At 70.2% G+C, this 26,186-nt stretch carries 22 protein-coding genes and 1 pseudogene; 16 read left to right on the forward strand and 7 right to left on the reverse strand.

What is annotated here, in order from left to right; all coding sequences use genetic code 11:
* From ACIRDX_RS10385 to ACIRDX_RS10395, 3 genes and pseudogenes are all read left to right on the forward strand, one after another.
* Positions 1-238: pseudogene (locus ACIRDX_RS10385) on the forward strand (hypothetical protein); the annotation flags it as partial.
* Positions 239-441: 203 nt separating this feature from the next.
* Positions 442-1,791 (forward strand): Gfo/Idh/MocA family protein, encoded by a 1,350-nt coding sequence (locus ACIRDX_RS10390; protein ID WP_396625371.1) that lies wholly within the window; start codon positions 442-444, stop codon positions 1,789-1,791.
* Between the two features lie 160 nt (positions 1,792-1,951).
* Positions 1,952-2,740, forward strand: coding sequence for an SDR family NAD(P)-dependent oxidoreductase (locus tag ACIRDX_RS10395; protein WP_396625350.1), 789 nt, complete (start codon positions 1,952-1,954; stop codon positions 2,738-2,740).
* 85 nt (positions 2,741-2,825) lie between these two features.
* On the opposite strand, the gene ACIRDX_RS10400 is transcribed toward ACIRDX_RS10395, so the two are convergent.
* On the reverse strand, positions 2,826-3,167 hold the full coding sequence (locus ACIRDX_RS10400) for a hypothetical protein (RefSeq protein WP_396625351.1): 342 nt from the start codon (positions 3,165-3,167) through the stop codon (positions 2,826-2,828).
* A 294-nt stretch (positions 3,168-3,461) separates the two neighbouring features.
* Here ACIRDX_RS10400 and ACIRDX_RS10405 point away from each other — a divergent pair, with 294 nt between their 5' ends.
* The 4 genes from ACIRDX_RS10405 to ACIRDX_RS10420 all read left to right on the forward strand — a co-directional run bounded on the left by ACIRDX_RS10405 (position 3,462) and on the right by ACIRDX_RS10420 (position 7,045).
* On the forward strand, positions 3,462-4,763 hold the full coding sequence (locus tag ACIRDX_RS10405) for an NTP/NDP exchange transporter (RefSeq protein ID WP_396625352.1): 1,302 nt from the start codon (positions 3,462-3,464) through the stop codon (positions 4,761-4,763).
* A 17-nt stretch (positions 4,764-4,780) separates the two neighbouring features.
* Positions 4,781-5,251: a GNAT family N-acetyltransferase gene (locus ACIRDX_RS10410; RefSeq protein WP_396625353.1), complete on the forward strand. Its 471-nt coding sequence runs from the start codon at positions 4,781-4,783 to the stop codon at positions 5,249-5,251.
* Positions 5,252-5,259: 8 nt separating this feature from the next.
* Positions 5,260-6,315, forward strand: a complete 1,056-nt coding sequence (locus ACIRDX_RS10415; RefSeq protein ID WP_396625354.1) for an endonuclease/exonuclease/phosphatase family protein — start codon at positions 5,260-5,262, stop codon at positions 6,313-6,315.
* A gap of 121 nt (positions 6,316-6,436) precedes the next feature.
* Positions 6,437-7,045: a YdcF family protein gene (locus ACIRDX_RS10420; RefSeq protein ID WP_396625355.1), complete on the forward strand. Its 609-nt coding sequence runs from the start codon at positions 6,437-6,439 to the stop codon at positions 7,043-7,045.
* A gap of 202 nt (positions 7,046-7,247) precedes the next feature.
* Here ACIRDX_RS10420 and ACIRDX_RS10425 read toward each other — a convergent pair whose 3' ends face one another.
* Together ACIRDX_RS10425 and ACIRDX_RS10430 are read right to left on the reverse strand one after the other, a co-directional pair.
* Positions 7,248-8,327, reverse strand: a complete 1,080-nt coding sequence (locus tag ACIRDX_RS10425) for a PEGA domain-containing protein (RefSeq protein WP_396625356.1) — start codon at positions 8,325-8,327, stop codon at positions 7,248-7,250.
* A gap of 185 nt (positions 8,328-8,512) precedes the next feature.
* Positions 8,513-9,673, reverse strand: a complete 1,161-nt coding sequence (locus ACIRDX_RS10430; RefSeq protein ID WP_396625357.1) for a hypothetical protein — start codon at positions 9,671-9,673, stop codon at positions 8,513-8,515.
* A gap of 236 nt (positions 9,674-9,909) precedes the next feature.
* On the opposite strand from ACIRDX_RS10430, the gene ACIRDX_RS10435 reads away from it, so the two are divergent.
* The 4 genes from ACIRDX_RS10435 to ACIRDX_RS10450 all read left to right on the forward strand — a co-directional run bounded on the left by ACIRDX_RS10435 (position 9,910) and on the right by ACIRDX_RS10450 (position 14,336).
* On the forward strand, positions 9,910-10,404 hold the full coding sequence (locus ACIRDX_RS10435) for a hypothetical protein (RefSeq protein WP_396625358.1): 495 nt from the start codon (positions 9,910-9,912) through the stop codon (positions 10,402-10,404).
* 97 nt (positions 10,405-10,501) lie between these two features.
* Entirely contained in the window at positions 10,502-11,881 is a 1,380-nt protein-coding gene (locus ACIRDX_RS10440; protein ID WP_396625359.1) for an SUMF1/EgtB/PvdO family nonheme iron enzyme, read from the forward strand.
* A gap of 11 nt (positions 11,882-11,892) precedes the next feature.
* Positions 11,893-12,888 (forward strand): L-histidine N(alpha)-methyltransferase, encoded by a 996-nt coding sequence (gene egtD, locus ACIRDX_RS10445; RefSeq protein ID WP_396625360.1) that lies wholly within the window; start codon positions 11,893-11,895, stop codon positions 12,886-12,888.
* A gap of 341 nt (positions 12,889-13,229) precedes the next feature.
* A complete protein-coding gene (locus ACIRDX_RS10450) occupies positions 13,230-14,336 on the forward strand; it encodes a sugar phosphate isomerase/epimerase family protein (protein ID WP_396625361.1) in 1,107 nt (368 codons plus the stop codon).
* Positions 14,337-14,549: 213 nt separating this feature from the next.
* Here ACIRDX_RS10450 and ACIRDX_RS10455 read toward each other — a convergent pair whose 3' ends face one another.
* The gene (locus ACIRDX_RS10455) at positions 14,550-15,908 is read right to left on the reverse strand and encodes a Gfo/Idh/MocA family protein (protein ID WP_396625362.1); all 1,359 of its coding nucleotides are present in this window, start codon (positions 15,906-15,908) and stop codon (positions 14,550-14,552) included.
* Positions 15,909-16,138: 230 nt separating this feature from the next.
* Entirely contained in the window at positions 16,139-17,776 is a 1,638-nt protein-coding gene (locus ACIRDX_RS10460; protein ID WP_396625363.1) for an ABC-F family ATP-binding cassette domain-containing protein, read from the reverse strand.
* Between the two features lie 251 nt (positions 17,777-18,027).
* Here ACIRDX_RS10460 and ACIRDX_RS10465 point away from each other — a divergent pair, with 251 nt between their 5' ends.
* The gene (locus ACIRDX_RS10465) at positions 18,028-18,681 is read left to right on the forward strand and encodes a DUF1080 domain-containing protein (protein WP_396625364.1); all 654 of its coding nucleotides are present in this window, start codon (positions 18,028-18,030) and stop codon (positions 18,679-18,681) included.
* 83 nt (positions 18,682-18,764) lie between these two features.
* On the opposite strand, the gene ACIRDX_RS10470 is transcribed toward ACIRDX_RS10465, so the two are convergent.
* Positions 18,765-21,536: a glycosyl hydrolase gene (locus tag ACIRDX_RS10470; protein ID WP_396625365.1), complete on the reverse strand. Its 2,772-nt coding sequence runs from the start codon at positions 21,534-21,536 to the stop codon at positions 18,765-18,767.
* Positions 21,537-21,758: 222 nt separating this feature from the next.
* Between ACIRDX_RS10470 and ACIRDX_RS10475 the strand changes: the two genes are divergently transcribed.
* Complete coding sequence (locus ACIRDX_RS10475; RefSeq protein WP_396625366.1) at positions 21,759-22,154, forward strand: BlaI/MecI/CopY family transcriptional regulator; 396 nt, start codon at positions 21,759-21,761, stop codon at positions 22,152-22,154.
* Positions 22,154-24,187, forward strand: a complete 2,034-nt coding sequence (locus ACIRDX_RS10480; protein WP_396625367.1) for a M56 family metallopeptidase — start codon at positions 22,154-22,156, stop codon at positions 24,185-24,187. Before ACIRDX_RS10475 ends, ACIRDX_RS10480 begins: the two co-directional genes overlap by 1 nt.
* A gap of 77 nt (positions 24,188-24,264) precedes the next feature.
* Here ACIRDX_RS10480 and ACIRDX_RS10485 read toward each other — a convergent pair whose 3' ends face one another.
* Positions 24,265-25,113 (reverse strand): hypothetical protein, encoded by an 849-nt coding sequence (locus ACIRDX_RS10485; protein ID WP_396625368.1) that lies wholly within the window; start codon positions 25,111-25,113, stop codon positions 24,265-24,267.
* Between the two features lie 210 nt (positions 25,114-25,323).
* Here ACIRDX_RS10485 and ACIRDX_RS10490 point away from each other — a divergent pair, with 210 nt between their 5' ends.
* Together ACIRDX_RS10490 and ACIRDX_RS10495 are read left to right on the forward strand one after the other, a co-directional pair.
* Positions 25,324-25,473 carry a lmo0937 family membrane protein gene (locus ACIRDX_RS10490; protein ID WP_396625369.1) on the forward strand — a complete coding sequence of 50 codons (150 nt, stop codon included), beginning with the start codon at positions 25,324-25,326 and terminating at the stop codon, positions 25,471-25,473.
* 130 nt (positions 25,474-25,603) lie between these two features.
* The gene (locus tag ACIRDX_RS10495; protein ID WP_396625370.1) at positions 25,604-26,164 is read left to right on the forward strand and encodes a BON domain-containing protein; all 561 of its coding nucleotides are present in this window, start codon (positions 25,604-25,606) and stop codon (positions 26,162-26,164) included.
* The last annotated feature ends 22 nt before the right edge of the window (positions 26,165-26,186 follow it).

Here is a 26,186-nt window from a genome sequence, read left to right on the forward strand (position 1 = left end):
GGTCACGAGCATGGGCCGCATGGCCGCCCACACGGGCCGCGTCATCACCTACGACGAGATGCTGAACTGCCCGCACGAGTTCGCGCCGAACGTCGACAAGCTCACCGAGAACGGCCCCGCGCCGGTCCAGGCCGGGCCCGACGGGCGCTACCACGTGCCGATGCCGGGCCTCATCACCGACCGCGAGTACGGCGCGCTGCCGACCGCGCCAACGGCCACCGCCTCGGCGCAGCCGTAGCAGGGCAACGGTTACGGCCGGCTCGGAGAGCCGGCCTTACCCCTGACGTCACGGGCGCGTTCCTCACGGGGCGCGCCCGTTCTCGTGTCGCGGCCCCGGCGTTCGGCGTGCCCGCCTTCGCCAAGGCTACGGCGGACAAGCGGCGTTACCCGTGAGCGGGATATGCTTCCGGGCACACTCCCCACACGCGCGAGGTGACCGTGATGCAGCCATCCGCCCTGACCACGTTGAATGCGCCTGCCGTCCACGGGGCGCAGGGCAACACGATCCGGATTGCCCTCGTCGGCTGCGGCGGACGCGGTTCAGGGGCGGTCGTCGACGCCCTCTCGTCTCCCGAGAACGGGCCGTTGACGCTCGTGGCGATGGCCGACATCTTCCCGAACCGGCTGGCGTCGAGCCATGCGGCCCTGTCGGCCAAGTACCCCGCCGCCATCGACGTCCCCGCGGATCGACGCTTCCTCGGGTTCGAGGGCTACAAGCAGGCGATGGACAGCCTGCGTCCCGGCGACGTCGTGATCCTGGCCACGCCCCCGGCCTTCCGCTGGGTGCACTTCTCCTACGCCATCAGCAAGGGCCTGCACGTCTTCATGGAGAAGCCGGTCACCGTGGACGGCCCGACCACGCGGAAGATGTTCGAGCTGGCCGACGCCTCGGTCAGGAAGAACCTCAAGGTGGGTGTGGGCCTGATGTGCCGGCACTGCGACGCCAGGCGCGATCTGCAGCAGCGCGTGCGCGACGGGCAGATCGGCGACATCGTCTCGATGCGCGCCTACCGCATGCAGCGGCCCGGCAACAACGTGTTCGTGAAGCCGGATCCGTCGATGCCGGAGGTGATGTTCCAGTTGCGTCGCTTCCATGCCTTCCTCTGGGCGTCGGGCGGCGTGTTCTCGGACTACAACATCCACAACATCGACGAGTGCTGCATGATCAAGGAGGCCTGGCCGGTGAAGGCGCAGGCCCTCGGCGCGCGTCACTACCGCGGCGACCACGTCGACCAGAACCTCGACGTCTACTCGGTCGAGTACACCTTCCCCGACGGCACGACGCTGCACTTCGACGGCCGCAACCTCGAAGGCGCCTACGGCGAGTTCGCCTCGTACGCGCACGGTTCCAGGGGCGTTGCCGTGATCTCGACCAACCGCCACACGCCGGCGCGCTGCCGGATCTACAAGGGACAGGTCATCGACGAGACGAAGCTGGCGTGGGCGTATCCGCCCGAGGAGCGGAGTCCCTACCGCATCGAGTGGATCTACCTGATCGACGCCATCCGCAACGATCGTCCGTGGAACGAGGTGCGTCGAGGCGCACAGGTGAGCCTCATCACGAGCATGGGCCGCATGGCGGCGCACACGGGTCGCGTGATCACGTACGACGAGATGCTCAACTGCCCGCACGAGTTCGCGCCGACTGTCGACCGCCTCACCGAGACCGGTCCCGCGCCACTCCGGGCCGGCGCCGACGGCCGCTACCCGGTGCCGATGCCGGGCATCGTGACCGACCGGGAGTACGGCACGCCGCCCGCGCCGACGGCCACCGCCTCGGCCCAGCCGTAACGCGGCCAGGCCGCTGAGACCCGACGGGCGCGTCCGCAAGGACGCGCCCGTTGTCGTTCGCCGCCTTCGGAGAGCCCTTCCTACCTTCCGTCCTTCCCCCTTCGCCCTTCCCGCCCTGCCTTCTTTCCTTCTACCCTTCTACTCTTCTACTCTTCCCCACATGCTTTCCCTGCGCGGCCATCGCGCCCTCATCACCGGCGCCACTCAAGGGGTTGGACGCGCGATTGCCGTGGCCATCGCCCGGGCTGGCGCCGACGTCGTGATCCACGGACTGCGCATCGACGCGCAGGCGGAGCAGACCCGCGCGCTGTGTCGTGCGGCCGGCGTGCAGGCCGAACTCGTCGAGGGCGACCTGTCGTCGCGCCCCGTCGAGGCGGCCGAACGCCTCGCGCGCGACGCGCACGCGGCGATGCCCGGGTTCGACCTGCTGGTGAACAACGCCGGCACGTGCCTCGACACGACGCACTTCCTCGAGGTGACGCCCGAGGTCTTCGAGCGCACGATGCGGCTCAACGTGGAGGCGCCGTTCTTCCTGACGCAGCAGGTGGCGCGGCGCTGGGTGGAGGCAGGCACGCAGGGGCGCGTGCTCTTCACCGGCTCGATCAACGGCCGGCTGGCCGAGCAGAACCACGCCGCGTACGACTCGTCGAAGGGTGCCGTCGAGATGATGGTGAAGACGCTGTGCGTAGCGCTGGCGCCGCGCGGCATCCGCGTCAACGGCATGGCGCCCGGGCTCGTGCGCACGCCGCTGACCGACGCATTCCTCGCCGATCCGAAGGCGATGGCCTGGATGCAGATGCACACGCCCAACGGCGCCGTGCCCGGCCCCGAGGTGTGCGGCGAGGCGGCCGTGTTCCTGCTGAGCGACGCGGCGTGGCACGTCCACGGCCAGATGCTGCTGGTCGATGGCGGGATGAGCGCCTGGCAGCAGCCCGACGTGCCGGCCTGAAGGTGTGAAGCCGGGCTCGGAGAGCCGGCCCTACCGATGCGGCCACGCCCGAACCCGGGACCCCGTCCCCGGTACCCGGTCCCCGCTACTGCTCCCTGACGATGCCCTTGGGCACGCCGGTCGTGCAGTCGATCCGCAGCAGTTCGTTACCGCCGACGCCGTACTTGCCGGCCGGCACGCGGTAGTCGCCCTGCCCGTTGCGCGAACGCACCAACTCCACCGTGGTGTTGTCGCGCTGGTCGAGCATCGGTGTGAGGCAGGCGGTGTTCACGTTGGGGAGGCCGTCTCCGCGCACGAAGGTCGCCGGCGCCCCGGTGGCCGGGCGCTCGATCGTGTCGGGCGTGGTCTTCAAGGTCTCCTTGACCGTCGCACAGCCTCCGGACGCCGCAAGGATCATCGCGGCGGCAAGCACGCGTACACGCATCATCGTCTCTCCCCTGGTGGTCGGGCGGTCGCCCGACCGGGCGGCCGTCACTGGTCCGCGCAAGGAAGAATCGGCCAGCAGGCCGCCCGTCTGCAATCCCCCGATAGGATTCGGACCGCCGTCAGGCCTCGGCTCGGCCATGTCCGGTGCGATTGCCCAACACCAGGTGCAGGCGCGATGCCGGGCGGCCGGTGCCGGTGACACGGCACCGGGAGGGCCTGTCGGCCGGGGCGCAGGCGGACAATCCGAGGCGGCCTGTAACGCGGGTGTGGGGGTCTGTCGTTACACTAGCCGACCATGCCCGAACGACAGGGAGTCCTCTCGCGCCTGATCGACGTGCGCCCCGGCGAAGTGGCAGCGCTCCTCTGGGCGTCGCTCTTCTGCTTCTGCGCGCTGTTCGCCTACTCGATTCTCCGGCCCATCCGCGACGCGATGGGCGCCGAGAGCGGCGTCGAGAACCTACCCTGGCTGTTCACGGCGACGCTGCTGGCCATGCTGGCCGTCAACCCTCCATACGCGGCGCTGGTGGCCAGGCTGCCGCGGGTCCGCTTCATCAGCTACACCTATCGGTTCTTCGGAGCCAACCTGATCGCGTTCTTCCTGCTGTTCCTGTACGGCGGCGCCACCATCCAGAAGTGGGCCGGTGGCGTGTTCTTCGTCTGGACGTCGGTCTTCAACCTGTTTGTCGTCTCCGTGTTCTGGGCGTTCATGGTCGACGTCTTCTCCCGCGAACAGGGCAAGCGGCTGTTCGGGTTCATCGCCGCCGGCGCGACGGTCGGCGCCATTCTCGGCTCGTCACTGCCCGCGTTCCTGGCCGAACGGGTCGGCACGACGTGGCTGCTGCTCGTCTCGGTGGTCCTCCTGGAAGTCGGGGTCTTCGCGATGCGGCGCCTGTCACACTTCGCCACCGCATTGAAGACGACCACCGGGATGGCGCGCGAGGATGCGCCCATCGGCGGAGGCGTCCTCGCCGGGTTCCATCGCACCCTCGCGAGTCCCTACCTGTTGAACGTCAGCCTGTACATGCTGCTCTACACCTTCACCTCGACCGTGCTGTACTTCCAGCAGGTGGACATCGCCGCCACCTCGTTCGCCGATCGGGCCGCCCGCGCGGCCTTCTTCGGCAAGGTCGATCTCGCGGTCAACACGCTGACCCTCATCACGCAGCTGTTCCTCACCAGCCGCATTCTCGGCGCGCTCGGCGTGGCGCTGACGCTGACGATCCTGCCGCTGTTCAGCCTGCTGGGTTTTGCCTGGCTCGGCGTCATGCCGACCATCGCCGCCATCGTGGCGCTGCAGGTCACGCGACGCGCCAGCAACTTCGCCATCGCGCGGCCGACCCGCGAGGTGCTCTATACGGTGCTGTCGCGCGAGGACAAGTACAAGGCGAAGAGCTTCATCGACACGGCCGTCTACCGCCTCGGCGATCAGATCGGCGCCTGGTCCTACGCCGGGCTCGGCGCCCTCGGCCTGGCCTTGCCCGCGATTGCGCTCTATGTCGCGGTGCCGATCTCGGCCGTGTGGGTGGCGAACGCCTTCTGGCTCGGACGCCGTCAGGAACAACTCGCGCGCGACGCGGAGCCGGGATCCCGGGACTAGCCGACCTGCCTGCTGCCATGCTGATTCGATCCGCCACCCGCGACGACGTGCCGGCCCTCGGCCGGCTCGGCGCGCAGCTGATGCGCCAGCACCATGCGTTCGACGCGCGCCGCTTCCTGGCGCCCGGCGACGCACCCGAGGCCGGCTACGGCCGCTTCCTGGGCAGCCAGATCGACGACCCGGACGTGTTCCTGCACGTGGCCGACGTCGACGGCTGTGTGGTGGGGTACGTGTATGCCGGCATCGAACCGCTGTCGTGGAAGGAACTCCGCGACGAGTGCGGCTTCGTGCACGACCTGCTGGTCGAGGAATCCGCACGCGGCAAGGGCGCGGGCCTCGCGCTGCTGGAGGCCGCCGCCGCCTGGTTCTCGTCGCGCGCCATGCCGCGCGTGATGCTCTGGACCGCCTCGCAGAACGCCACCGCACAGCGCCTCTTCGCCCGCGCCGGGTTCCGGCCGACGATGATCGAGATGACGCGGGAGTTGTAGGCGCCGACATGTCGCGCCTACACGTCATGGGTCGGCTGGGCATCGCGGCCCTGGTCGCGGCTGTGGTGGCCGGCTGCGCCGCCCCCGTGCGCATGACGACGACCACCACGCCCACGCACGGATGCCGGGTGGCGAGCGACGCCGCCGTGACCTGGGTCCACCCCGTCGATCCCGGCGAGCGCGCGGCGCTCGATCATCGCTGCGCGCAGGTGGCGCCGCCGCTCGTCCGCCTCGGGTCGGTGCCCCTGCGGCCGGCCGCGCGCGTCGTCATCGCGACGTGGAACATGCACGATGGGCGCGGCGATGTGCTGGCGCTGGCGCGGGACCTCGCGTCGGGGGCCGGCGAGCCGCCGCCCGATGCCGTGATCCTGCTGCTGCAGGAGGTCGTGCGGGCCACGGCGCCGGCCCGGGCGGGCGACGACCGTGAAGACACGGGCGTCCGCGACGTGCCGGCCGTTATCGCCGACCTCGGCTGGCACCTTGCGTACGTGCCTGGCAAGCGCAACCGCCTCGAGCCGGCAGGGGCGGCCGCCGCCGATCGGGGCACCGCCCTCCTGTCGACGCTGCCCCTGAACGATCTCGCCGCCATCGAACTGCCCGTCGAGCGCCAGCGGCGCGTGGCGCTCTCAGGGCACGTGCAGGGCGTCACACCCGATGGGCACCCCTGGCGCCTGCGCCTCGTGAGCGTGCACCTCGAGAACCGGTCGGGCGCGCGACGGGCCTGGGTGCGCGCGGGCGCCAGCCGCACGCGCCAAGCCGAAGCGCTCGTCGAAGCGCTCGGCTTCGATGCCCATGCCCCCGGCGCCGACGACAACGGCGTCGTGCTCGGCGGCGACCTGAACACCTGGCTGGGCGACGACGAGCAGGCGCTGCGCCTGCTCCGCGAGACCTTTCCGCAAGGCCCGCCGCCGGATCCCCGGCCGACGATGCGCAACGGCTGGCGACTCGATCACGTCTTCGTGCGGTTGCCGCCCGACGTCACCGCCACGCATCGCCGGCTCGACTCGATGTATGGCTCCGACCACTACCCGGTCGTGACGACACTCGCCTTCGGCGCCCGCTGATCGAGGCCGCGCGAACCGTGCTCCGCCGTTCGCCAGCCGACGCCGCGCCCCTCGGGGTTCGCGCCCACACCATGTCCCTGAGGCGAACCCACGGCCAGTGGTATGGTGCGAAGGCTCGACCGTGACTGCCTTCGTCGTCTTCGTGCTCCTCCTGCTGATCGCCGTCCTGCTCGGCTGCCTCGCCACCGGATGGTGCCTCGACGTCCATCGCCCTCCCACGACGCCTGCCGACGTCGCGCTCGTCTTCGGCTGCGGCGAGCCCTGGAAGGCCGATGCCAGGCTGCGTCAGGGCCTCGCGGTCTTCGAGGCCGGACTGGCGCCCCACCTCATCGTCAGCGGCGGCGTGAAGATGCCCGGCCGTGAGCAGACCGAAGCGGAGTGGTTCGCTGAGTGGCTCGTGGCGCACGGAGTCCCGTCAGAGCGCGTCCATCTCGAGAACCGCGCGACCAACACGGCCGAGAACGCCGCGTTCAGCTGGCCCATCCTCGAGACGCATGGCTGGCGCCGGGTCGTGCTGGTGATGTCGGACTTCGAGGGGCTGCGCGCCCACCTCACCGCTCGACGAGCGTGGGAAGGCAAGTCGGTCACCCTGTACGACATGCATGCGTCGTCGTGGCCCCGATGGTCGCGCTGGGGGTGGTGGACGTCGGCCGAAGGATGGCGCCTGACGAACCACACCGTGCCGCGGCTGTTCCGCTATCGCCTGCTGCCCTATCTCTGGCGCCGCTGATGCGCGGCCATGGCGGGAGGAGCCAGCGACACCCGAGGGCGCCGCTGGCCGTACTGCGGTATGAACTGCGTATGAGGAAGGGCTCCCCCTCGAGGTGTCACGCGAGCCCGTGAAGGCGCTCGTGTTCGCCGCAGGAAGGAGCACACGCGTCAGGACGAGGGCAGGATGCCCACGTCCCGACCGTGGGGCGGGGAGGGTTCGGTCAGAGCTGCTGTCCCCGCGACGGCAGGCTCACGTTGAGCGGCGTCACCTCGCCGGGCGTCACGGTGACGTCGGTCGAGAATGGCGCGAATCCGGGCTTGCGAATCTCGATGCGCACGCGACCGGCGGGCACGCGCACCTCGAGGGGCCGCCCATTGCCGGGCAGGTCCCACGGCTGGCCGTCGATCACTACTTCGGCATCGGCTGGCTGCACACGAATCACGAGCAGCCCGGCATCGCCGGTCACGCGGCGCGGCTCCTGCGGCCGCGGTTCGCGCACCGTCGGCGGCGCCTGGGGCAGCCCCTGCGCCGGCCACTGCCCGGTGTCGGGCGGCACGTTCGCGGCCGGCTGCGGACGCACCGACGGCGTCGGCCGCTCGTCTTCCGGTGCGCCAGCGGGCAGCTGCTCCATCGTGTGCCGCACCTTGAGCGTGGAGCCCGGCGCGACGTAGGCGTTCATCACCTGCTTCTTGTGCCCCTCGAGGTAGAACGCGATCTCGTGCGTGCCCGGCGAGAGCGTGAGGCTCTGGAACACGCCGTCGTACTGATCCACGATGCCGGCCAGCGCGCCGTCGACGTACACCTCCGTGTTGCGCGGCTGCACCATCAGGCGCGCGTCGCTGGTGATGCCCCACATCCCGAACGGCGGTGCGTACAGGGCCGGCGCGCCCCACCAGCCGAAGCCGGGCCACCACATGCTGCTCGCGTAGCCCGGCCCCCACCAGCCCGGTCCCCACGCGCCCCAGCCGCCGTAGCCGCCCCAGTAGCCACCCCAACCCCACCCGAGGCCCCAGCCACCCCAGTACGCAGGGCGAGCCGCGTATACGTTGCGATAGCCGCCGCGATAGCCGCCCCCGCCATAGACAGGACCACCATGACCACCGCGCGGCACCGCCATGCGGCCCGTGCTGCCCCCGCCGCCTCCGCCCATCACGGCGCCACCACCACCGCCACCACGGGGAGTCCCTCCGCCCCCACCACCTCCACGACCTCCACGCTGCGCGTATGCGGCGTCGGGGATGAGCGCGATCGCGGCCGCGACGGCAGCGGTCACCAGCAGACCTCGGATGTGCTTGTTCACGGGCGTGCTCCAGGGAAAGACCATCGACTCACCGTGCAGCAAGACGGATACCAGCTGATGTGTCCCCGCGTGCAGACACCACGACGGGTATCGATCGGTGATTCGACCCGCTCACTCCCGTCCCGGTGTCCCTTGTGGGCGACGCCCAGCCGCACCAGGCGGTCGCGAGGGGACACACGACCAGGTCAGTCGTTGGTGAAGACGAGGACGTGCTCGGATACGCCGGCCATGAAGAACCTGACGACAGCGCCCGCGTCCTTGTCCGACCCGGTGCCGGGCTCCAGGCCCACGACCTGCGGGTACCACTCGCCTCCGGACAGGATCCGCGCCGGGGACGTCCACTTGCCAGGGGCGGTCAGCGTCGGGGAGAAGGACACATAGATGCCATCCTGCCCGAACCCGGGCGTGCCGGCCCGGCTGAGCAGCATCACGTACTGCTGGAGATGGTCGTTCCAGTGAACGGAGGGGCCCCAGTACACGTCCGATGTGCCCCCGTCGTGCAGGGAGTCGTGGGCCGTGAACAGTGAAGCCCCCACCGGATAGGTGTAGCCCGCCAACACGCCATCGTCGGTCCACTGGGCCTCGACTGGCCGCCACACGTGGCCGTCCCACACCGCCAGACGTCCTTCGGGCGCGTCCCGGTCCGCCCAGGACATGCGAGCGACGGCCACGCCCTGACCGGCAAGGTCCGGCGTGTACTGCGAGTACATCAGGTAGAGCTCGCTGCGATCCGTCGACAGTTGCACGCTGAAGTCGCCCACGCCGCCCGTGAAGTACTGATTGCGCGTCTCGCAGTCCTGCGACGGCGACGCCAGGACGATGCCGAGGTTGGTCCACGTGCGGCCCTGATCGGTCGATCGCGCAGCGCCGATCTGCGGCTGCACACGGCTGTCGCCGGGGCACGCGGTGCTGACCTCGTTGTGGTAGTAGCCGTACCAGGTGCCATCGTCGGCCTTCACGACCGCTTCCATCCACGCGCCGCCGACCGGCCAGGCGTCCCACTGCACGGGGTCGCCCGCCTCGATCTCGCCGAGCCTTGTTCCCGACGACACACGCGCCGCGCCCGCGAAGGACGTCATCACGAACAACCGCGGCGTGCCCTCGACCTCATCCCACAGGACGGGACTGTTGCTGTCGACCAGCGGCTCCCCGGCAATCACCAGCGACTGCCGCGGCGCCGCCTCGAGCGTGGCTTTCGGGGGGTGCCGCAGGACCTGGGCGATGGCCACCGGAGCGCCCACAGTCAGACAGAGGCCGGCCACGAGGACACGGATGGCGAGACCGCGCACGGCGCGTGTTCCCGTCGTCTGTGCATGGATGCGCGGCTGTGGGTCAGAGGCAGGCATGGACGTCTCTACGACCCGAACGTGGCAACGGTGTGACGCCCTCGTGAAACACCTCGCATCACCCTGATGAGCCCAAGGATTCCGTGACACACCGGCCCACCGCTGCCATCAGGCGCTTGCCTCTTGCGATAGGGGACGGTTCGCTGTAGGGTGCTGTCTCCGCTCACAGCTGGTCCGCCGCGGACCCGGGGAGTTCGCGTCGCCAGCGCGTCCACGCGTTTTCGGGATGGTGTGTGATGGGTACACGCGTTTCGGCGTCGATGCTGCGGCCGCTGGCAGTCGTTGGTTGGTTGTGCGTGATGGCTTCCCCGGCGCTCGCCCAGGCGCCGGTGCCGCCTGCCGAGGCCCCTTTGGCCGAGGACACGCCCCACTCCAAGCTGATCCAGTCGGTCACGTTCTCTCCCGTGGTGGCCTTTGCCGGCGCCGACATGCGCATCGTGGTGCGCGTCCAACCGGAAGCCGGCAACCGGCGCCTGCAACTGTCGGTGGATGCGGCCACCTTCTACGCGAGTACCGAGCGCCAGCTCGACGGCGTCGACGGCGCGCGGGCCCACTCGTTCAACCTGCATGAACTGCCGGCGGGCGACTACCAGATCGTCGCCACGCTCGAGGGGTCGGACGGCATCCGCTCCCGCGTCACGCGGTCGTTCAAGGTGATGGGCGAGGACGACACCCAGCTGCAGGCCGATCCGCGCCCCACGCAGCCGCGCCGGCGCGGCCGCAGCAACTGAGCGGCCGGCCTCACCCGGACCCGGAGGGGCGTGTCAGGAGTCTGAATGGGCGGTGACCCCGGATGGACGGCCATCCGCCGGTCGCCGCCTGTCCGTGATGCCGAGCCCTGCCTTGCCCCTGTCGTCGAATGCCTCGTCGCCATCCGTGACCCGCACGGGACGCGCCATCGATCGTGGCCACGCCCTCGAGTGGTACACGCGCAACCGTGCACGCACGACGGCCTTGTTCGACGTGCTCGCGCCCGGGACGCTCTACGCGCAGCCCATCAGCCAGCGGCACCCGATCGTCTTCTACGTCGGCCACCTGCCGGGCTTCAGCCTGAACACGCTCGTCAAGCGCGGCCTCGGACGCCCCGGCATCGACGAGCGCCTCGAGCGGCTCTTCGCCCGTGGCATCGATCCGGACGATGGCGGGCACGATGCGTCGGCCTTCGCCTGGCCGGACGAAGCCACGGTGTCGGCGTTCGTGCGTGAGGCCGATGCCCGCGTGTTGGACGCACTCGCGACGGCCGACCTGGACCAGCCGGGCCATCCCCTCATGGACCGGAGCGAAGCGGTGTACGCCATCCTCGAGCACGAGGCGATGCACCAGGAGACGCTCCTGTACATGTGGCATCGCCTCCCCCACGACGCCAAGCGCGCGCCCGCCGGGTATGGTGTGCGCACGACGCCAGGCACGACGCCCCAGGGCGATGTGCAGGTGCCGGGGGGCGTGGCGCGCCTCGGTGAGTCACGCGACGCCATGGCCTTTGGCTGGGACAACGAGCGTCCGGCGTTCGACGTCGACGTGCCGGCGTTCCGCATCCAGCGGCTGAACGTCACCAACGGCGACTTCCTCGCCTTCGTCGAGGCCGGCGGCTACGAGGATGCGCGGTGGTGGACGGCGGAAGACCGCGCCTGGCTGCAGGCCGAGGGCCAGGCGCATCCCATCTTCTGGGAGCGCCGTGGGAGTGCCTGGTACTGGCGCGGCATGTTCGAGTGCCTGCCGCTGCCGCTCGCGTGGCCTGTGTACGTGAGCCAGGCCGAAGCGATGGCGTACGCACGCTGGACGGGCCGGCGCCTGCCGACCGAAGGCGAGTTCCAGCGGGCGGCCTACGGCAGCCCGGACGAGTCGCGTCGGTCTTACCCCTGGGGTGATGCGGCGCCGACCGCGTCGCACGGGGTGTTCGACTTCTCGAGTTGGGAGCCCGAGCCGGTTGGCACCCACCCCGAGGGACAATCGGCGTGGGGCGTGCACGACCTGGTCGGCAACGGCTGGGAGTGGACGTCCAGCGTGTTCGCGGGCTTCCCCGGATTCCGGGCCATCCCGTCATATCCCGAGTACTCCGCCGACTTCTTCGACGAGGCTCACCGCGTGCTGAAGGGCGCCTCGCCGGCGACCGCGCGCGACCTGCTGCGTCCGAGCTTCAGGAACTGGTTCAGGCCGCGATACCCGTACGTGTACGCGACCTTCCGCACCGTGGAGTCACAAGCATGAGCCCCGCGCCGATGCGCCTCGTCCCTCAGTCACCCTTCCGCGCGCGCCCCAGCGTCGCCGCCGAGCCGACGACCTTCGCCGGCGAGATCGCGGCCCTGCTCGGCACGCGTCCGCGTCGCCTGCCGGCGCACGCCCTGTACGACGCCCTCGGGTCGGCGCTGTTCGAGTCCATCTGCCACCTGCCGTGGTACCCCATCACGCGGGCGGAGACGGCCCTCCTGCGTGCACACCGGCGCTCCATCCTCGAGGCCGCCGGGCGCCGCGCGCGCATCGTCGAACTCGGCCCCGGCAATGGCGACAAGATCGCGACGCTGCTGCAGGGGGCGGCCCCGGCCCGGCTGCAGCCCATCGACGTGCACCTGGTGGACGTGTCGGAGAGCGCGCTCGACGCCGCGACGGCGCGCCTGCGTCGCCTGCCGGGCATCGCCGTGCAGACGCACGTGGCGCTCTACCAGGCCGGCTTGCACGAGGTCGCCGCGCGCCGGCACGCCGGCGAGACGATGCTCGTGGCGTTTCTCGGCTCGAACATCGGCAACTTCGACCCGCCCCAGGCCGAGGCGCTGCTGCGCGACGTGCGCGGCGCCATGCGCCCGGGCGACACGCTGCTGATCGGGACCGATCTGGTCAAGCCGGTGGAGCGACTGCAGGCCGCGTACGACGACCCGCTGGGCGTGACGGCCGCCTTCAACGCCAACCTGCTGGTGCGGCTCAACCGGGACCTCGGCGCCGACTTCCGCCTCGACCGCTTTGCCCACGACGCGCGCTGGCACGCACAGGCGCGGCGCATGGAGATGCACCTGGTGAGCCTGGCCGCGCAGCGCGTGAACATCCCGGGCGCAGGGCTGACGGTGGACTTCGAGGCCGGCGAGACGATCTGGACCGAGAGTTCCTACAAGTACGAGCCGGCCGACGTGGATGCCCTGCTGACGACCGTCGGGTTCACGCCGGCCGCCGCCTGGCACGACGAGGACGCGGGCTTCCTGCTCACGCTGGCCGTGGCGCGATGAACAAGGGACGAGGGACGAGTACGCAAGTCACAAGGGCTACAAGGGACGAGGGATAGGGACCGAAGGGACTAGGGACTAGAGGGACCAGGGGGACCAGGGGGACTAGAGCGCGAGGGACAGTCGACACGGCTCGCCTCTGGGCACTGCTCCCTTGCCGACCTCGCCTCTTGTCCCTGGCATCCCTCGTGACTTGCGTACGTGTCCCTTGTCCCCTGGTCTGCTACACGGACGAGGACGCGGGCTTCCTGCTCGCGCTCGCCGTCGCCCGCTGAGTCGTCGCGAGGGTACAGCCGCGGCGGAAGCATTCCCGCCGCGGTCGTCGTATCGCAGGCATGTCCCCCATGCCTGCGCCCTCCCCGACCGCCACCCACGATGACGGCGGTCGCCGTGCCTTCCTGAAGGGCGCTGCGCTTGCTGCAGGCGCCAGCCTCGTCCTGCCCTCGGCCACGGTCTCTGCCGACCCGCGCCCGCTGACCGACGCCGAGAAGGCCACGCGCCTCGCGTCCAACACCTATCCGATCAAGGACCTGTTCAAGCGTCGGCCCGACCCGACCGCCACCCCCGAACAGGTGCAGGCCGCGATCGCGATGAAGAAGAAGTATCGCGAACTCACGATGCTGGACTTCCCACAGTTCACCATCGACACGTTCCCGGGCGTTCGCAAGATGGATCTGTGGTCGGCGCTCTTCGGCGACATCACCGACGACGCGATGTTCCGCAAGACCACCCGCGAGTACGGACCTGGCGACTGGTACGAATTCGATCCGTCGACGACGGCCGCGAAGCGCTGGCTCGACACCTTCGCGTCTCGCCTGGTCACCACGGGCGTCGCGTGCCACCACGTCTCCAACAACGCCCCGCGCAACATCTCGCACCTCGACCCGGCCCTGCGCCGCGAGGGCATCGGCATCGCCAAGGTCTGGCTGGATGCCTGCAAAGTGCTCGGCGCGAAATCGATGCGCGTCAACGTCGGCGGCCCCGACATCGCGCCCAGCGCGACAAACGCCACGGGCTTCCCTCGCAACGATGAGGTGGTCAAGTACCTCCGCAACGCCATCGAGTCCTTCAAGGAGATGGCCGACTACGGGGGGAAGGTGGGCGTGAAGGTCACGATCGAGAACCACTGGGGCATCAGCGCCGACCCGATGAACCTGCGGATCATCTTCGACGAGGTGAACCACCCCTACTGCGAGGCGTCACCGGACTTCGGCAACTGGGAGCACGAGTACATGCTCCACCATGGCCTGCATGCGCTGATGCCGTACACGCACACGACCGTGCACGCCAAGTACTGGAGTCGCTGGGAGAGCCTCGACGTCCAGCGCTGTGTGCGGATCCTGAACAACGGCGGGTTCAAGGGCGCCATTGCGCTGGAATACGAAGCCGGCCCCTGGGATGGCGTCGAGGGCGCCACCCGACTCATGAAGGAAGTGCTTGCGGCACTCTGAACAAGGGACAAGGGACAGGTACGCAAGTCACAAGGGCTACAAGGGACGAGGGATAGGGACTAGAGGGACTAGGGGGACTAGGGGGACCAAGGCGACTGGAGCGCGAGGGACAGTCGACACGGCTCGCCTCTGGGCACTGCTCCCTTGCCGACCTCGTCCCTTGTCCCTGGCATCCCTCGTGACTTGCGTACGTGTCCCTTGTCCCTTGGTCTGCTACACGCTCTTCGGTTCCGGATGGACCCACGGCGCGCGGTACGGACGCGCGAGCAGGCGGTTTGCCTCCTCGTCGTTGGCCACGCGCCCGGCCGCGGCGTCCCACGTGAGCGACCGGTGCAGCTGCATCGAGTGGTTGGCGAGGATGCACGCCGTCGTCGACATGTGGCCCTGCTCGATGTCGGCCACGGGGCGCGCGCCACTCTCGATGCACGCCAGCAGGTCCTTCATGTGCCCGCGGATGGCCGGCGCGACGTGCCGCTCGAGGTCCTTCTCGGTGCGGTCCTCGGGGAACTGCTCGAACTCGTAGGTCACGTCCTCGTGCAGTGGCGTGCCGCCCTCGCCCCGCGGAATGAAGTCCCAGCTCATCACGCTGGCCTTGAGCGTGCCCTTGTCGCCGTAGATCGTCGCGCCCCACGGGTACTTCGGGTCAGGCGCGTCGCCGTAGGTGCGGTGCGTCCACACCACCGGCAGGTCGCCGAAGTCGAACGTCGCGGTCTGCGTGTCGCTGGTGTTGGCCTTGCTGTCCTTCTGCACGAGGATGCCGCCCGTGGAGTTGACGCGGGTCGGCATGCCGAGATCGAGCAGCCACCGCACCATGTCGAGCATGTGGATGCACATGTCGCCGACGATGCCGTTGCCGTACTCCATGAAGGCGCGCCAGCTGCGCGGGTGCACCAGCTTGTTGTACGGGCGCATCGGCGCGGGTCCGGTCCACATGTCGTAATCGAGTGAGGCGGGCGGCGTGGTGTCTGGCGGGTTCTCGCGCGTCCGCATGTGGTAGTAGCAGTAGATCTCCACGTAGCCGATCTTGCCGAGCAGGCCCTCCTTGATCACGCGATTGCGCGCGTTGATCAGGTGCGGCGTGCTGCGCCGCTGCGTGCCGACCTGCACCACGCGGTTGTACTTGCGCGCGGCGGCGAGGATGGCCTGCCCTTCGACGACGTCGACGCCGATCGGCTTCTGCAGGTACAGGTGCGCGCCCGCCTTCATCGCCTCGATGGCCGGCAGGGCGTGCCAGTGGTCGGGCGTGCCGATGAGCGCGATGTCGAGGTCGCGCTCCTTCAGCATCACGCGGTAGTCGCGATAGGTGCGCGGTGTCTTCTTCGAGGCCTGGCGGCCAGCGACGATCTCGGCGGCCCCGGCAAGCATCTGGGTGTCGACGTCGCAGAGCGACACCACCTCCACCGGCGCCACCTGGATCAGGCGCAGCAGGTCGGCCTTGCCGAACCAGCCCGTGCCGATGAGGCCCACCCGCAGCGGCCTGGGCTGCGCGCGCGCGGCGATGGAGACCGGGATCGGCAGGGCGGCGAGCGCGAGCGCGCCCCCGCCCTGCTTCAGGAAGTCGCGGCGATGCATACGCGCGTTGTATTGCGATTCGGGCCCGAATGCAAGCAGCCGGGCCCGAATCGCGGGTCAACGCGCGAATTCACGGTTCAGAGTTCAGGAATGAAGCGCCGCTCGCGGCAGGGTCGTGGAGAACGCGCGGAGCGTTCCCGCGGAGCGGTGCCCGCCCAGACCTGAACCTGACGCGGAGCACGGCGGTGCCTGCCCCGCGCTGCATTCTGAACTCTGAATTCCGAATTCACCTACGCGTGCACGCCCGGCGCTTCATGTCCGGTCCGCGCCACGTACTCCGGGTACGAGCCGAGGAACAGGTGCGGCTCCTTCTCCCGGCCCGTCTCGCCGCCCAGCTCGAGGACGCGCGTGCTCAGGCCGCGCAGGAACATGCGGTCGTGCGACACGAAGATCATCGTGCCCTCGAAGTCCTGCAGCGCCTCCACCAGCATCTCCTTCGTGGCGAGGTCGAGATGGTTGGTCGGCTCGTCGAGCACCAGGAAGTTGGGCGGATACAGCAGCATGCGGGCGATCACCAGGCGCGTCCGCTCGCCGCCTGACAGCGCCCGGATCGGCTTGTCCACATCGTCGCCCGAGAACTGGAAGGCGCCGAGCAGGTTGCGCAGCACGCCGATCGACTCCTGCGGGAAGTCCTTCTGGAACTGCTCCTCGATCGTCAGCTCGGGGTCGAGCAACTGCAGGGACTGCTGCGCGAAGTAGCCCATCTGGAGGCTGGCGCCGAGCGTCACCTGCCCGGCATCCGGCGGCAGCACGCCGGCAATCATCTTCAGCAAGGTCGACTTGCCCGCGCCGTTCTTGCCCATCACGCACCAGCGCTCGCCGCGCTGGATGTTCATCGACAGGCCGTCGTGGACGACGCGCGTGGCGTAGGCCTTGGTGAGCCCGTCGAGCACCGCCACCTTGTCGCCCGAGCGCGGCGGCTGGCGGAACTTGAACTGCACGACCTTGCGCTTCTTCGGCAGCTCGATTTTCTCGATCTTGTCGAGCGCCTTGACGCGGCTCTGCACCTGGGCGGCCTTGGCGGCGTGCGCCGAGAAGCGCTCGATGAAGCGCTGCTCCTTGGCCAGCATCGCCTGCTGACGCGCGTAGGCGGCCTCGCGATTGGCCTCGCGCTGGGCCCGCTCGCGCTCGTAGAACTCGTAGTTGCCCGAGTAGACGGTGATCTCGCCGCCGTCGATCTCGGCGATCTTCGACACGATGCGGTTCATGAACTCGCGGTCGTGCGAGGTCATCAGCAGCGCCGAGTCGATCGACTTCAGGAAGGACTCGAGCCAGAGGATCGACTCGATGTCGAGGTGGTTGGTCGGCTCGTCGAGCAGCAGGACGTCGGGCTTGCCGAGCAGCGCGCGCGCCATCTGCACGCGCATCTTCCAGCCGCCCGACAGCGCGCCGACGTCGCCGTCGATCTGGTCGGCCTCGAAGCCGAGCCCCTCGAGCACGTCGCGCGCTTGCGCCTCGAGCGCGTAGCCGCCGAGGTGGTCGTACTCCTCCTGCACCTCGCCGAACCGCTCGAGGATGCGGTCCATGTCGTCGGCCCGGTCGGGGTCGCCCATCGCGTGCTGCAGGGCCTCGAGCTCGTGGTGGAGCGTCCCGACGCGCCCGCTGCCCGCGATGGCCTCGTCGAGCACCGAGCGTCCGCTCATCTCCTCGACGTCCTGCTTGAAGTGCCCGACCGTCAGCCGTTTCGGCACGGAGATCTCGCCGTCGTCGGCCGTCTCCTCGCCCACGATCATCCGGAAGAGCGTGGACTTGCCGGCGCCGTTGGGCCCGACCAGGCCGACGCGCTCGCCGGGATTGAGCTGGAACGACGCGTCGACGAACAGGACCTGCCGACCGTACTGCTTGGAAATCTTCGAGAAGGTAATCACGACCGGAACGATTGTCCCATGGGCTGGGAATGCCGAGATGCCGCGATGCCGGAAATGGCGGAGACCACCACTCCGGCGGCATGGTCGGCTGACGAGGCGGCGCACGCCTCCCGGGGGAGCCCTGGCGAACACGCGAGGCCTGACGCCCAGGCCCGTCGTTCGTGGCGGCCGATGTTCACACCGGCCGGCGGGCATGTACCCGCATTCCAGGCATTCTGTTAGAGTTCCGGCAAATTCCTTCCGGAGGTCTCATGCGCATTCGCCTGTCCCTGTTCGCCGCCGCAGCCGGCGCCTTCCTGCTCCTCGCCCCGCAATCCGTGACGCGCCTCGAGGCGCAGGACGGCTGGGTGTCGCTGTTCGATGGCAAGACACTCGACGGCTGGAAGGTCGGCGAGAACGCCGCCACCTTCAAGGTCGAGGACGGCGCCCTGGTCGTGTTCGGCCCGCGCGCGCACCTGTACTACCAGGGCCCGGTCCAGAACCACGTGTTCACGAACTTCGAGTACAAGGCCGACGTGATGACGTTCCCGGGCGCGAACTCGGGCATGTACTTCCACACCGAGTACCAGGAAGGCGGCTGGCCGTCCAAGGGGTACGAGGTGCAGGTCAACAACTCGCACACCGACCCGATCCGCACCGGCAGCCTCTACAACATCGTCAACGTGATGAACACGGCGCCCGCCAAGGACAACGAGTGGTTCACCCAGCACATCATCGTGCAGGGCAAGAAGGTGACCATCAAGGTCAACGGCAAGACCACCGTCGAGTACACCGAACCGGAGGGCGTGCAGCGGCCTGCCGACATGGCGGGACGCCTGATCTCGAAGGGCACCTTCGCGATCCAGGGCCACGACCCGAAGAGCCGCGTGCACTACAAGAACATCATGGTGAAGCCGCTGAAGTAGCCGCAGCAACGAGGTAGGGCGGGGTGTCCCACCCCGCCGGCATCTCACAGCGGCGCGGTCGGAGACCGCGCCCTACCGTGCGCTCAGTACACCAGCCGTGGCGTGCCGATGAGGCCGCTCGGCAGCGGCACCACCTTGTCGATGTCCTGCGGGTCGAAGCGCTTGCCGTACCGCAGGTGCAGCAGCCGGTAGTCGGGCTGCGGGCGTTCGGCCCAGCGGTTGAGCGCGGTATTCCCGACACGCACCTCCAGCGTGTTGCGGCCGGGACGCAGGGCGCGGCGCACGTCGACGCGGAAGGGCGCCGACCACACCGCGCCCACCTCCTGGCCGTTCACCAACACCACCCCGCCATCACGAACCGGTGCGTCGAGCCACGCGCGCATCCCGTTGGTGAGCTTCTCCTCGGGGTGGATGCGGCCCTCACCGAAGTCCAGCCACACCGGGCACGCGCCTGCGACCACGGCCGGCGCCGCGTCGATGTCCCGGCGGTAGCTGAGCACGCCGGAATGGAATGTCAGGTCCGGCTGCTCATGCCAGGACGTGAGTGACGGCAGCGCGCGTACGCGACCGTCGGGCAACGTCAGCTGCCAGCCGGCGCCGAGATCGTCGGTACCACGCGAGGGACACGCCGTGCTGTCGGGGGCAGCCAGACCAAGCCCGGGCGCGAACACCACGAACATCGACGCATACGGCGCCAGCGCGATGGGCACGCGCACCGCGGCGCCCTCTCGCGTCACGGTGAGGCGCTGTCGGTCGCCCGTACGCGGATCCCATCGCTCGGCCGTTGTCGCCGACACGCGAAAGGCCGCCGTCGTCGTCACGGGGCGATTGCTGGTGTTGGCCACGAAGTAGACGTCGGCGTCGCCGACCCGTCGGTGCACGAACCCGAGTGCCGATGCGTCCGTTCCCCATGCCACGTCTGGCGTCACGCGCGCGGCCAGGCGAGGGCCCGCGTCGGCATCGTTCACCACCAGGAGTCCCAGCGGAGACGCACCGGTGAACAACGTGTCGGACGCGCGCGCCACATGCGCATGGGCGTCCGCGCCCGCGCGGAAGCCGGGAGCCCTTGACGGGGCCTGCGTCGTCGCGATCACCGTGCCCCCCGTACGCGCGAACGAGACGAGCAGGTCCATCGTCTGCGGCGGCACGATGGCGGCGTCTGGCACGACGACGGCCCTGAAGCGAGCCTTGCCGATCACGAGTTCGCGGCCGTCGACGCGCGCGTCCACCTGCAACCGCGCGTCGTCCACGACGTCGAAGCCGAACCCGGCGTCGAGCAAGCTGCCGACCAGCGCGCTCCCGACGTGATCGCGCAGCATCTCGAACAGGTGCACCTTGCCAGGCCGCATGCGCGACCAGGCGTCCGCGGTCGGCAGGTAGAGCGCCACGTCGTTGGCCGACGTGCCCGCGCGGAGCATCGCGCTCGTGCGCTGCAGGTAGCGCGAGAGGTCGGGCATCACGATCCACCAGGGGTTGGCGTCGCTGAGGACCGCCGCCGCGTAGAAGCGTGCGCCCGGCCAGTCGACCCCAGCGGGGGTGTTGGGCCAGCCGTGCCCGATCAGCTGTGTGACTCCCTGCAGGAAATGGCGATCGGCCTCGGCCTTGACGTCGAGCGGCGTTGCCGCGAACGACGGCGAGTGCAGCCACGTCCACGTCTCCGACGACGCCACAGGGCGGCCGAAGACATGCGCGGCCGACGAGGCCCAGCGCACCGACGTGACGGTCCGCCACTGCGCGCCCTCACCCTCGGGCAGGTCCACAAGCCCCGCACTCGACGGACGTGCCGGCGGGATGCCGTACGTCTGCACCCGCAGGCGCGTGTCGTGCTCGTGCGCCCACTGCGCGAGCGGGCCGAGGAACTCGGTCTCGAGGCGTTCGGTGAGCAGTTGCCCCCAGTCGTGACGCACGCCGCGGCTGCGATCGTCGTCGCCCGCCACGAGCGCCGGCAGGTGCTCGCGCAGGTCGTAGCCGTAGCGCGACCGGAAGGCGTCGAGCAGCCCCGGCGTCCAGTCCGAGCCGAACACCTCCAGGCTGTCGCAGAAGGTCGCGTAGGGGCGCGCTGACGCGAGCGCGCCGAGCAGCGGCGTACCGACATGGCCGAGGTACCGGCCGAGCGCGCCGCGATCGTAATGGTCGAGCACGAAGCCCTCGCCGCCGATGGCGGGCCGCTTGACCATCATGCCCGTACGGCTCGCGATGAACACCCAGGCCTGGTGCGGACCGTCGACCGGGGCCTGCAGCACCACGCGTCCGTCGGACGGCGTGGCCTCCACGCGGCGAAACGCGGCGGTTGCGGTCGGTGCCGCCGAGCCAGCCGTGAGGTAGACCGCGAGCAGCGACTCACCGGCGCCAATGGCAGGCAGCCCGACGACGCGGGCGCCTGCCACGAGGGGGACTGTCTCGATGCGCAACGCCCCAGCGGCATCCGCGACGCTCACGCCAGGGCCGCCGAAGGGCCAGCCGCTGCCGAGCGTGAGATCGAACCGCAGTCCGAGGCGTGCGGCGGTGCCCCGGGCATGCGTCACCGCCTCGAGGAACGAGGGCGACAGGAACGGCCGCACCTGCGTCTCGGGCGTCGCGCCGTCCAGCGCGAGCGGATAGACCGGCTGCACCTCGACGCCACCGAGGCCGCCGTCGCGCATGGCCTGCAGGTCGCGATCGAGGCCGGCCGGGGTGACGGCCGGACCGAACCACCACCAGCGCATCATCACGCGCGCCTCGTCGGGCGGCCGCTCGAAGGTGCGCCAGAGCGCTGCCGGCTCGTCGGACACCGACGGACGGTCCTGCGCCGCCACGGCCCCTGCGGCAGCCACCGCCGCGAGGAGTCCCCACATCAGTCGGGCATGCACGGTCATCAGGGCTACAGGCTACTGCAGGGCGCGCCAGGCGTTGGCAGACCGGTCAGGTCGGCGAACAGGGCCGCCACGGCAGCACCTCGTCCGCGAGGACCGCTGAGCGCGGCGGGCTCGTGAACTTCCGGCTCGCGTCCCTCGTCTGAGACTCCGAGGTTGACGACAACTGTAGTCAGTGGCAGGATGGCCCTGCTGCCTACAACTGTAGTCACCCTGGAGTCCCCGATGCACGCCCTGTCCCCGAAGCGCCCCGGCGAGCAGGAACTCGCCCTCCTCACCTGGCTGGCCGAACACCCGGCGATCACCGTCGGCGAAGTGGCGGAGCAGTATGGCGCCGCCCGCGGCCTCGCGCGCCAGACGGTGCTCACGATGATGGAGCGGCTCAGGAAGAAGGGACACCTGACCCGCCGGCGGGTCCAGGGCCTGTTCCGCTACACGGCGGACGCCGGCCCGGAGGACGTGCTGAAGGATGCCGTGGGCACCTTCGTGTCACGGACTCTCGGCGGCTCCGTCTCGCCGTTCGTGGCGTACCTCAGCGAGGACGCCGAGGTCACGCCGGACGAGCTCGCCGAGCTCGAGGCACTGGTGGCCCGCCTGCAGACGAAGGCGCGGAGGTCGTGATGGCGTTGGTCACCATGATCGACGGCGCGCGTGCAGGCGCGCTGCACCTCGTCACCACCCTGGGCCAGGCCTCACTGGAAGCGGCGGTCGTCGGGCTGGCCGTATGGGGCGTGTGCCGACTCCTGCCAGGGCTCCCGGCGCATGTGCGGGCCTGGCTGTGGTGGCTCGTGTCGCTGAAGCTGCTGCTCGGCCTGCTGCCCGTGCCCGGCATCGGTGTACCACTGCTCCCCGCGCCAGCCGCGCTGACCCAGGTTTCTCCTGCCGTCCATCGATCCCCACGGGTACCCGCGAGTGGCACCGTGCGCGACCGCGCGACGACGGGCAGCAGTCCGTCCGATGAGGCCCAGTCCGCGTCGACTCCCGTGCCCGTGGCGACCGTGACGTACATGTCGCTCTGGCCCGTGGCGCTCGCCGCCGCGTGGCTCGCACTGCTCACTCTTCAGCTGCGTGGGCTCGCCCGCGCCCTGGCCCACGCCCGACGCCTGCGCGCCGAGGCCACGCCCGTCGCCGCCAGCATCGCCAGGCGCGCGACGGTGCTCGTGGAGCGGTTCGCGCTGCGCGTGATGCCGCGCGTGCTCGCGTCGCGGCTCGCCGCGGTGCCGCTGCTGACCGGCGTCCTGCGACCGGCGATTCTCCTGCCGGCCGACGGTGCCGACCGGCTGTCGCGCGAGCAGCTCGACCTCGTGCTCGGACACGAGCTCGCGCACGTGCGCCGCGGCGATCTCGCCTGGGGCTGGGTGCCCGCGATCGCGGTGCGGGTGTTCGCCTTCGACCCGTTCGCGCGCCTCGCCGTCCGCGAATACCTCGCCGCACGCGAAGAAGCCTGCGACGCGCACGTACTGCAGACCCTCGACGTGGCGCCGGCCGACTACGGCCGGATGCTCGTCAAGCTCGGAGTGGCCACCACAGACGACGTGCTTGCGGCCGCGGGCGCGTCTCCCTCGTTCGTCCAGTTGAAGAGGAGACTCATCATGCTCGATCGTTCCCGCACCCCCGCCTCGCGCTGGTGGTGGATGGTTGCCGCGGCCACGGCCGTGTGCGTCCCGCTCACGTTGGTCGCCCAGCGGCCTGCCCCGCCCGCCCCCCCGGTGCCGCCCGTGGCGCCAGTGGCGGCCGTGACCCCGCCGGACCGCAGTGCGCTCGTCGATCTGCCCGAGCCGCCGCTGCCGCCGGACCCGCCCGAGCCCCCGCCCGCCGAGGCCACGCAGCCAGGCGACGTGCCTCCGGCGCCGCCCGCGCCGCCCGCGCCGCCCGCGCCACTAGCGCCACCAGCGCCGCCCGCGCGCAACGACCAGCAGCAGGCGGGGCACCGCGACTCGCGGCTACGGACGCCGTGGGTCCTCGTCTCGCCCGACGCCTCCGAGATGCAGATGGGCAACGACCGGCAGCGCGCCGCCGCCGAACGGCAGCGACAGTCGCCGACCGATCGCCTGCTCTGGTTCGAGGCTGACGGACGCGCCTTCGTGACACGCGATCCCGTGACCATCCAGGCCGTGCGCGACGCGTTCGTGCCGCTGAAGGCGATCGGCGACGAGATGGGCCGTGTGGGAGAGCGGATGGGCGCGCAGGGCGAGCGTCAGGGGGAGGTCGCCGCTCGTCAGGGCGAACTCGCCGCGAAACAGGCCGAGCTCGGTGCCGAGATGGCCCGCCTCGCGGCCGTGCACGCACGACGTGTCGCTGACGAGATGCGCCAGTCGCAGCGCTCGGAGAGCACGTCGGACAAGGCGCTCACCGAGGCCGACCTCGCCCGCCTTGACGCGGTACGGCGTGAGGCCAGGGAGGCCGCCGCTCAGGCCCGACTGGAATCGAAGCGCTTGACCGAGGACCTGCGTGCCCAGATACAGGGCCTGGCCGAGCACCAGCGAGCGTTGGGCGAGCAGATGAGAGCAGCCGCCCAGCCCATGGAACGGCATGGCGCCGAGATGCGGGCGCTCGGGCGGGAACTGGAAGCGGCACTCGATGCGGCCGACGCGAAGGCGACGGCGCTCCTCGGCGCAGCAATCGCCAACGGCAAGGCCACGCCGGCAAAGTGATGCCGCGATGCTGCGATGCCGGGAATGCCGAACATCACTCAGGGCATCCCGGCACGCGGCACGTCACACATCGAACGTTACTTGAAGCTACCGACCGTCGCCGTGATGGTGAACGGCACGGGCGTCGTCTGCAGGTTCTGCCAGAGCTCGACGTCGATCGTCGCGGTCGTGGCCTTGGCCTTGAGCGTGTAGCTGTACTCGGCCTCCCCCGGCGAGGTCATCGATCCGTTGGCGTCGGACTCGATCTCGGTGCCGGCTGCGTCGAGGAAGCGAAGGCGCTTCATGGCCCCCACGCCGGCACCCGTCATCTTCACCGTGATGGCGCCGCCGGTGTCGGAGGGCTCGAAATCGCCGATGCTGGCAGCGATCGTCCCGAGTTGGAACGACGTGCCCTTCGCGAGCGCGACCTTCTTGGCCTGGACCGTGCGCGTGCCGGCGGCGGTGGTCACCGACAGCGTACCCGTCAGCGTCATCGACGAGGCCCCCGCGGCCGGCAGCATCGGCGTCCGCACGGAGATCAGGCCGGCACTCTGGTCCTCGGTGAAGGTCGGGAACGACCCCCAGTCGGGCTCGATGTTCATGTCGGTCTGCTTGTCATCCGTCCAGGCGGTGACCTCGCAGTCGTCATCCTCGATCTCGAGGATCGCGGTGCCCGGGGCAACCTTGACCGCCAGGCCGATCGACACGCCTGGCTGACCATCGAAGGCCACGGCATCCCGGAACCGGCCCTTGCCGAGGCTGCGGGCGACCACCTGTAGTCCTGCAAGACTCACTGTCGGGTTCGGCTTCGGGGCCGCAGCCGCCTTCGGTGGCGCCTTGGGGGCAGCGGCCTTCGCGCGCCCCTGCGCGTAGGCCGGGGGCAGGATGGCGAGCGAGGCCCCGAGGGCGGCGCCCGTACCGATCAGGGCGAACAACGACATGCGCATGAGGTGCGGTTCCTTCCGGAAGAGGTGACTTTCCTTCAGAACGCCGCAGCGACGCCGGGCGAACAAGTCCCGGGCCGGCAGTCCGGCCTCGCCCGACGCCTGCGGCCTGACGGAACGGCCTGGCCACCTTGGCACGATCACTGCTCTGTGGAGGCCAGGCAGGGCCGTCCGGCGCGCGTCGCGTCGTCGCCTCCTCGGGAGAGTCCACCCATGTTGCAGACGCTCATCGTCGTCCTCGTCGTCCTCTGGCTGCTCGGCATGGTGAGTTCGTACACCCTCGGGGGTTTCCTGCACGTGTTGCTGGTGGTCGCGCTGGTCCTGCTGGTCGTGCGACTGGCGACCGGCCGCTCGGTGGTCTGACGTACGCGCGCCCACTGCCGGGCTGGCCGCCTGTCCTTGCCGTGCGGTCGGGCTTGTGACTATCGTTCTCTTCTCCGGAACGCGCGCGTGAGGCGCGCGTTCGCGTCAACCCTTTCCGAGGAGTACGAACGTGCGCACGACCATGACGATGGCGGCCGTTGTGCTGATGGCGAGCCTGGCGGCGGGCTGCGGTCAGTCAGAGGCCGAGCGACAGGCCGAAGAGGCTCGCAAGGCGGCAGAGGCCGCCGCCAAGCAGGTGGAGGCCGCCACGGCCGAAGCCACGCGCCAGGTGGAAGCGGCCACCAAGGAGATGGGCGCCAAGATGGAGCAGGCGGGCGCCGAGATGGAGAAGGCGGCCGGGCAGATGGCCGAGGCGGCGCGACAGCAGGGCGCCGACGCGGCCACCAACATGATGCAGGCGGGCGCGAACGCGGCGGCTGCAGCGGCCAAGGCCACGCAGGCGGCGGCGACCGCGATGTCGAGCGCGGCGACCACCGCCGCAGTGAAGGCGGCGCTGGCGGCGACGGCCGGCCTCGATGCCTCGGCGATCAACGTCGACACGTCGGCGGACGGCAAGGTCGTGACGCTCAAGGGCACGGTCGCGTCGGCGGCGGCCAAGGCGGCGGCCGAGAAGACGGCGCACGGGGCCGCGACGGCGGCGACCATCAAGAACGAACTGGTGGTGAAGTAGGACACCTCGGGGCGCCGGCCTG

The sequence above is a fragment of the Luteitalea sp. genome (genome assembly GCF_044337415.1).
Classification (GTDB): Bacteria; Acidobacteriota; Vicinamibacteria; order Vicinamibacterales; family Vicinamibacteraceae; genus Luteitalea.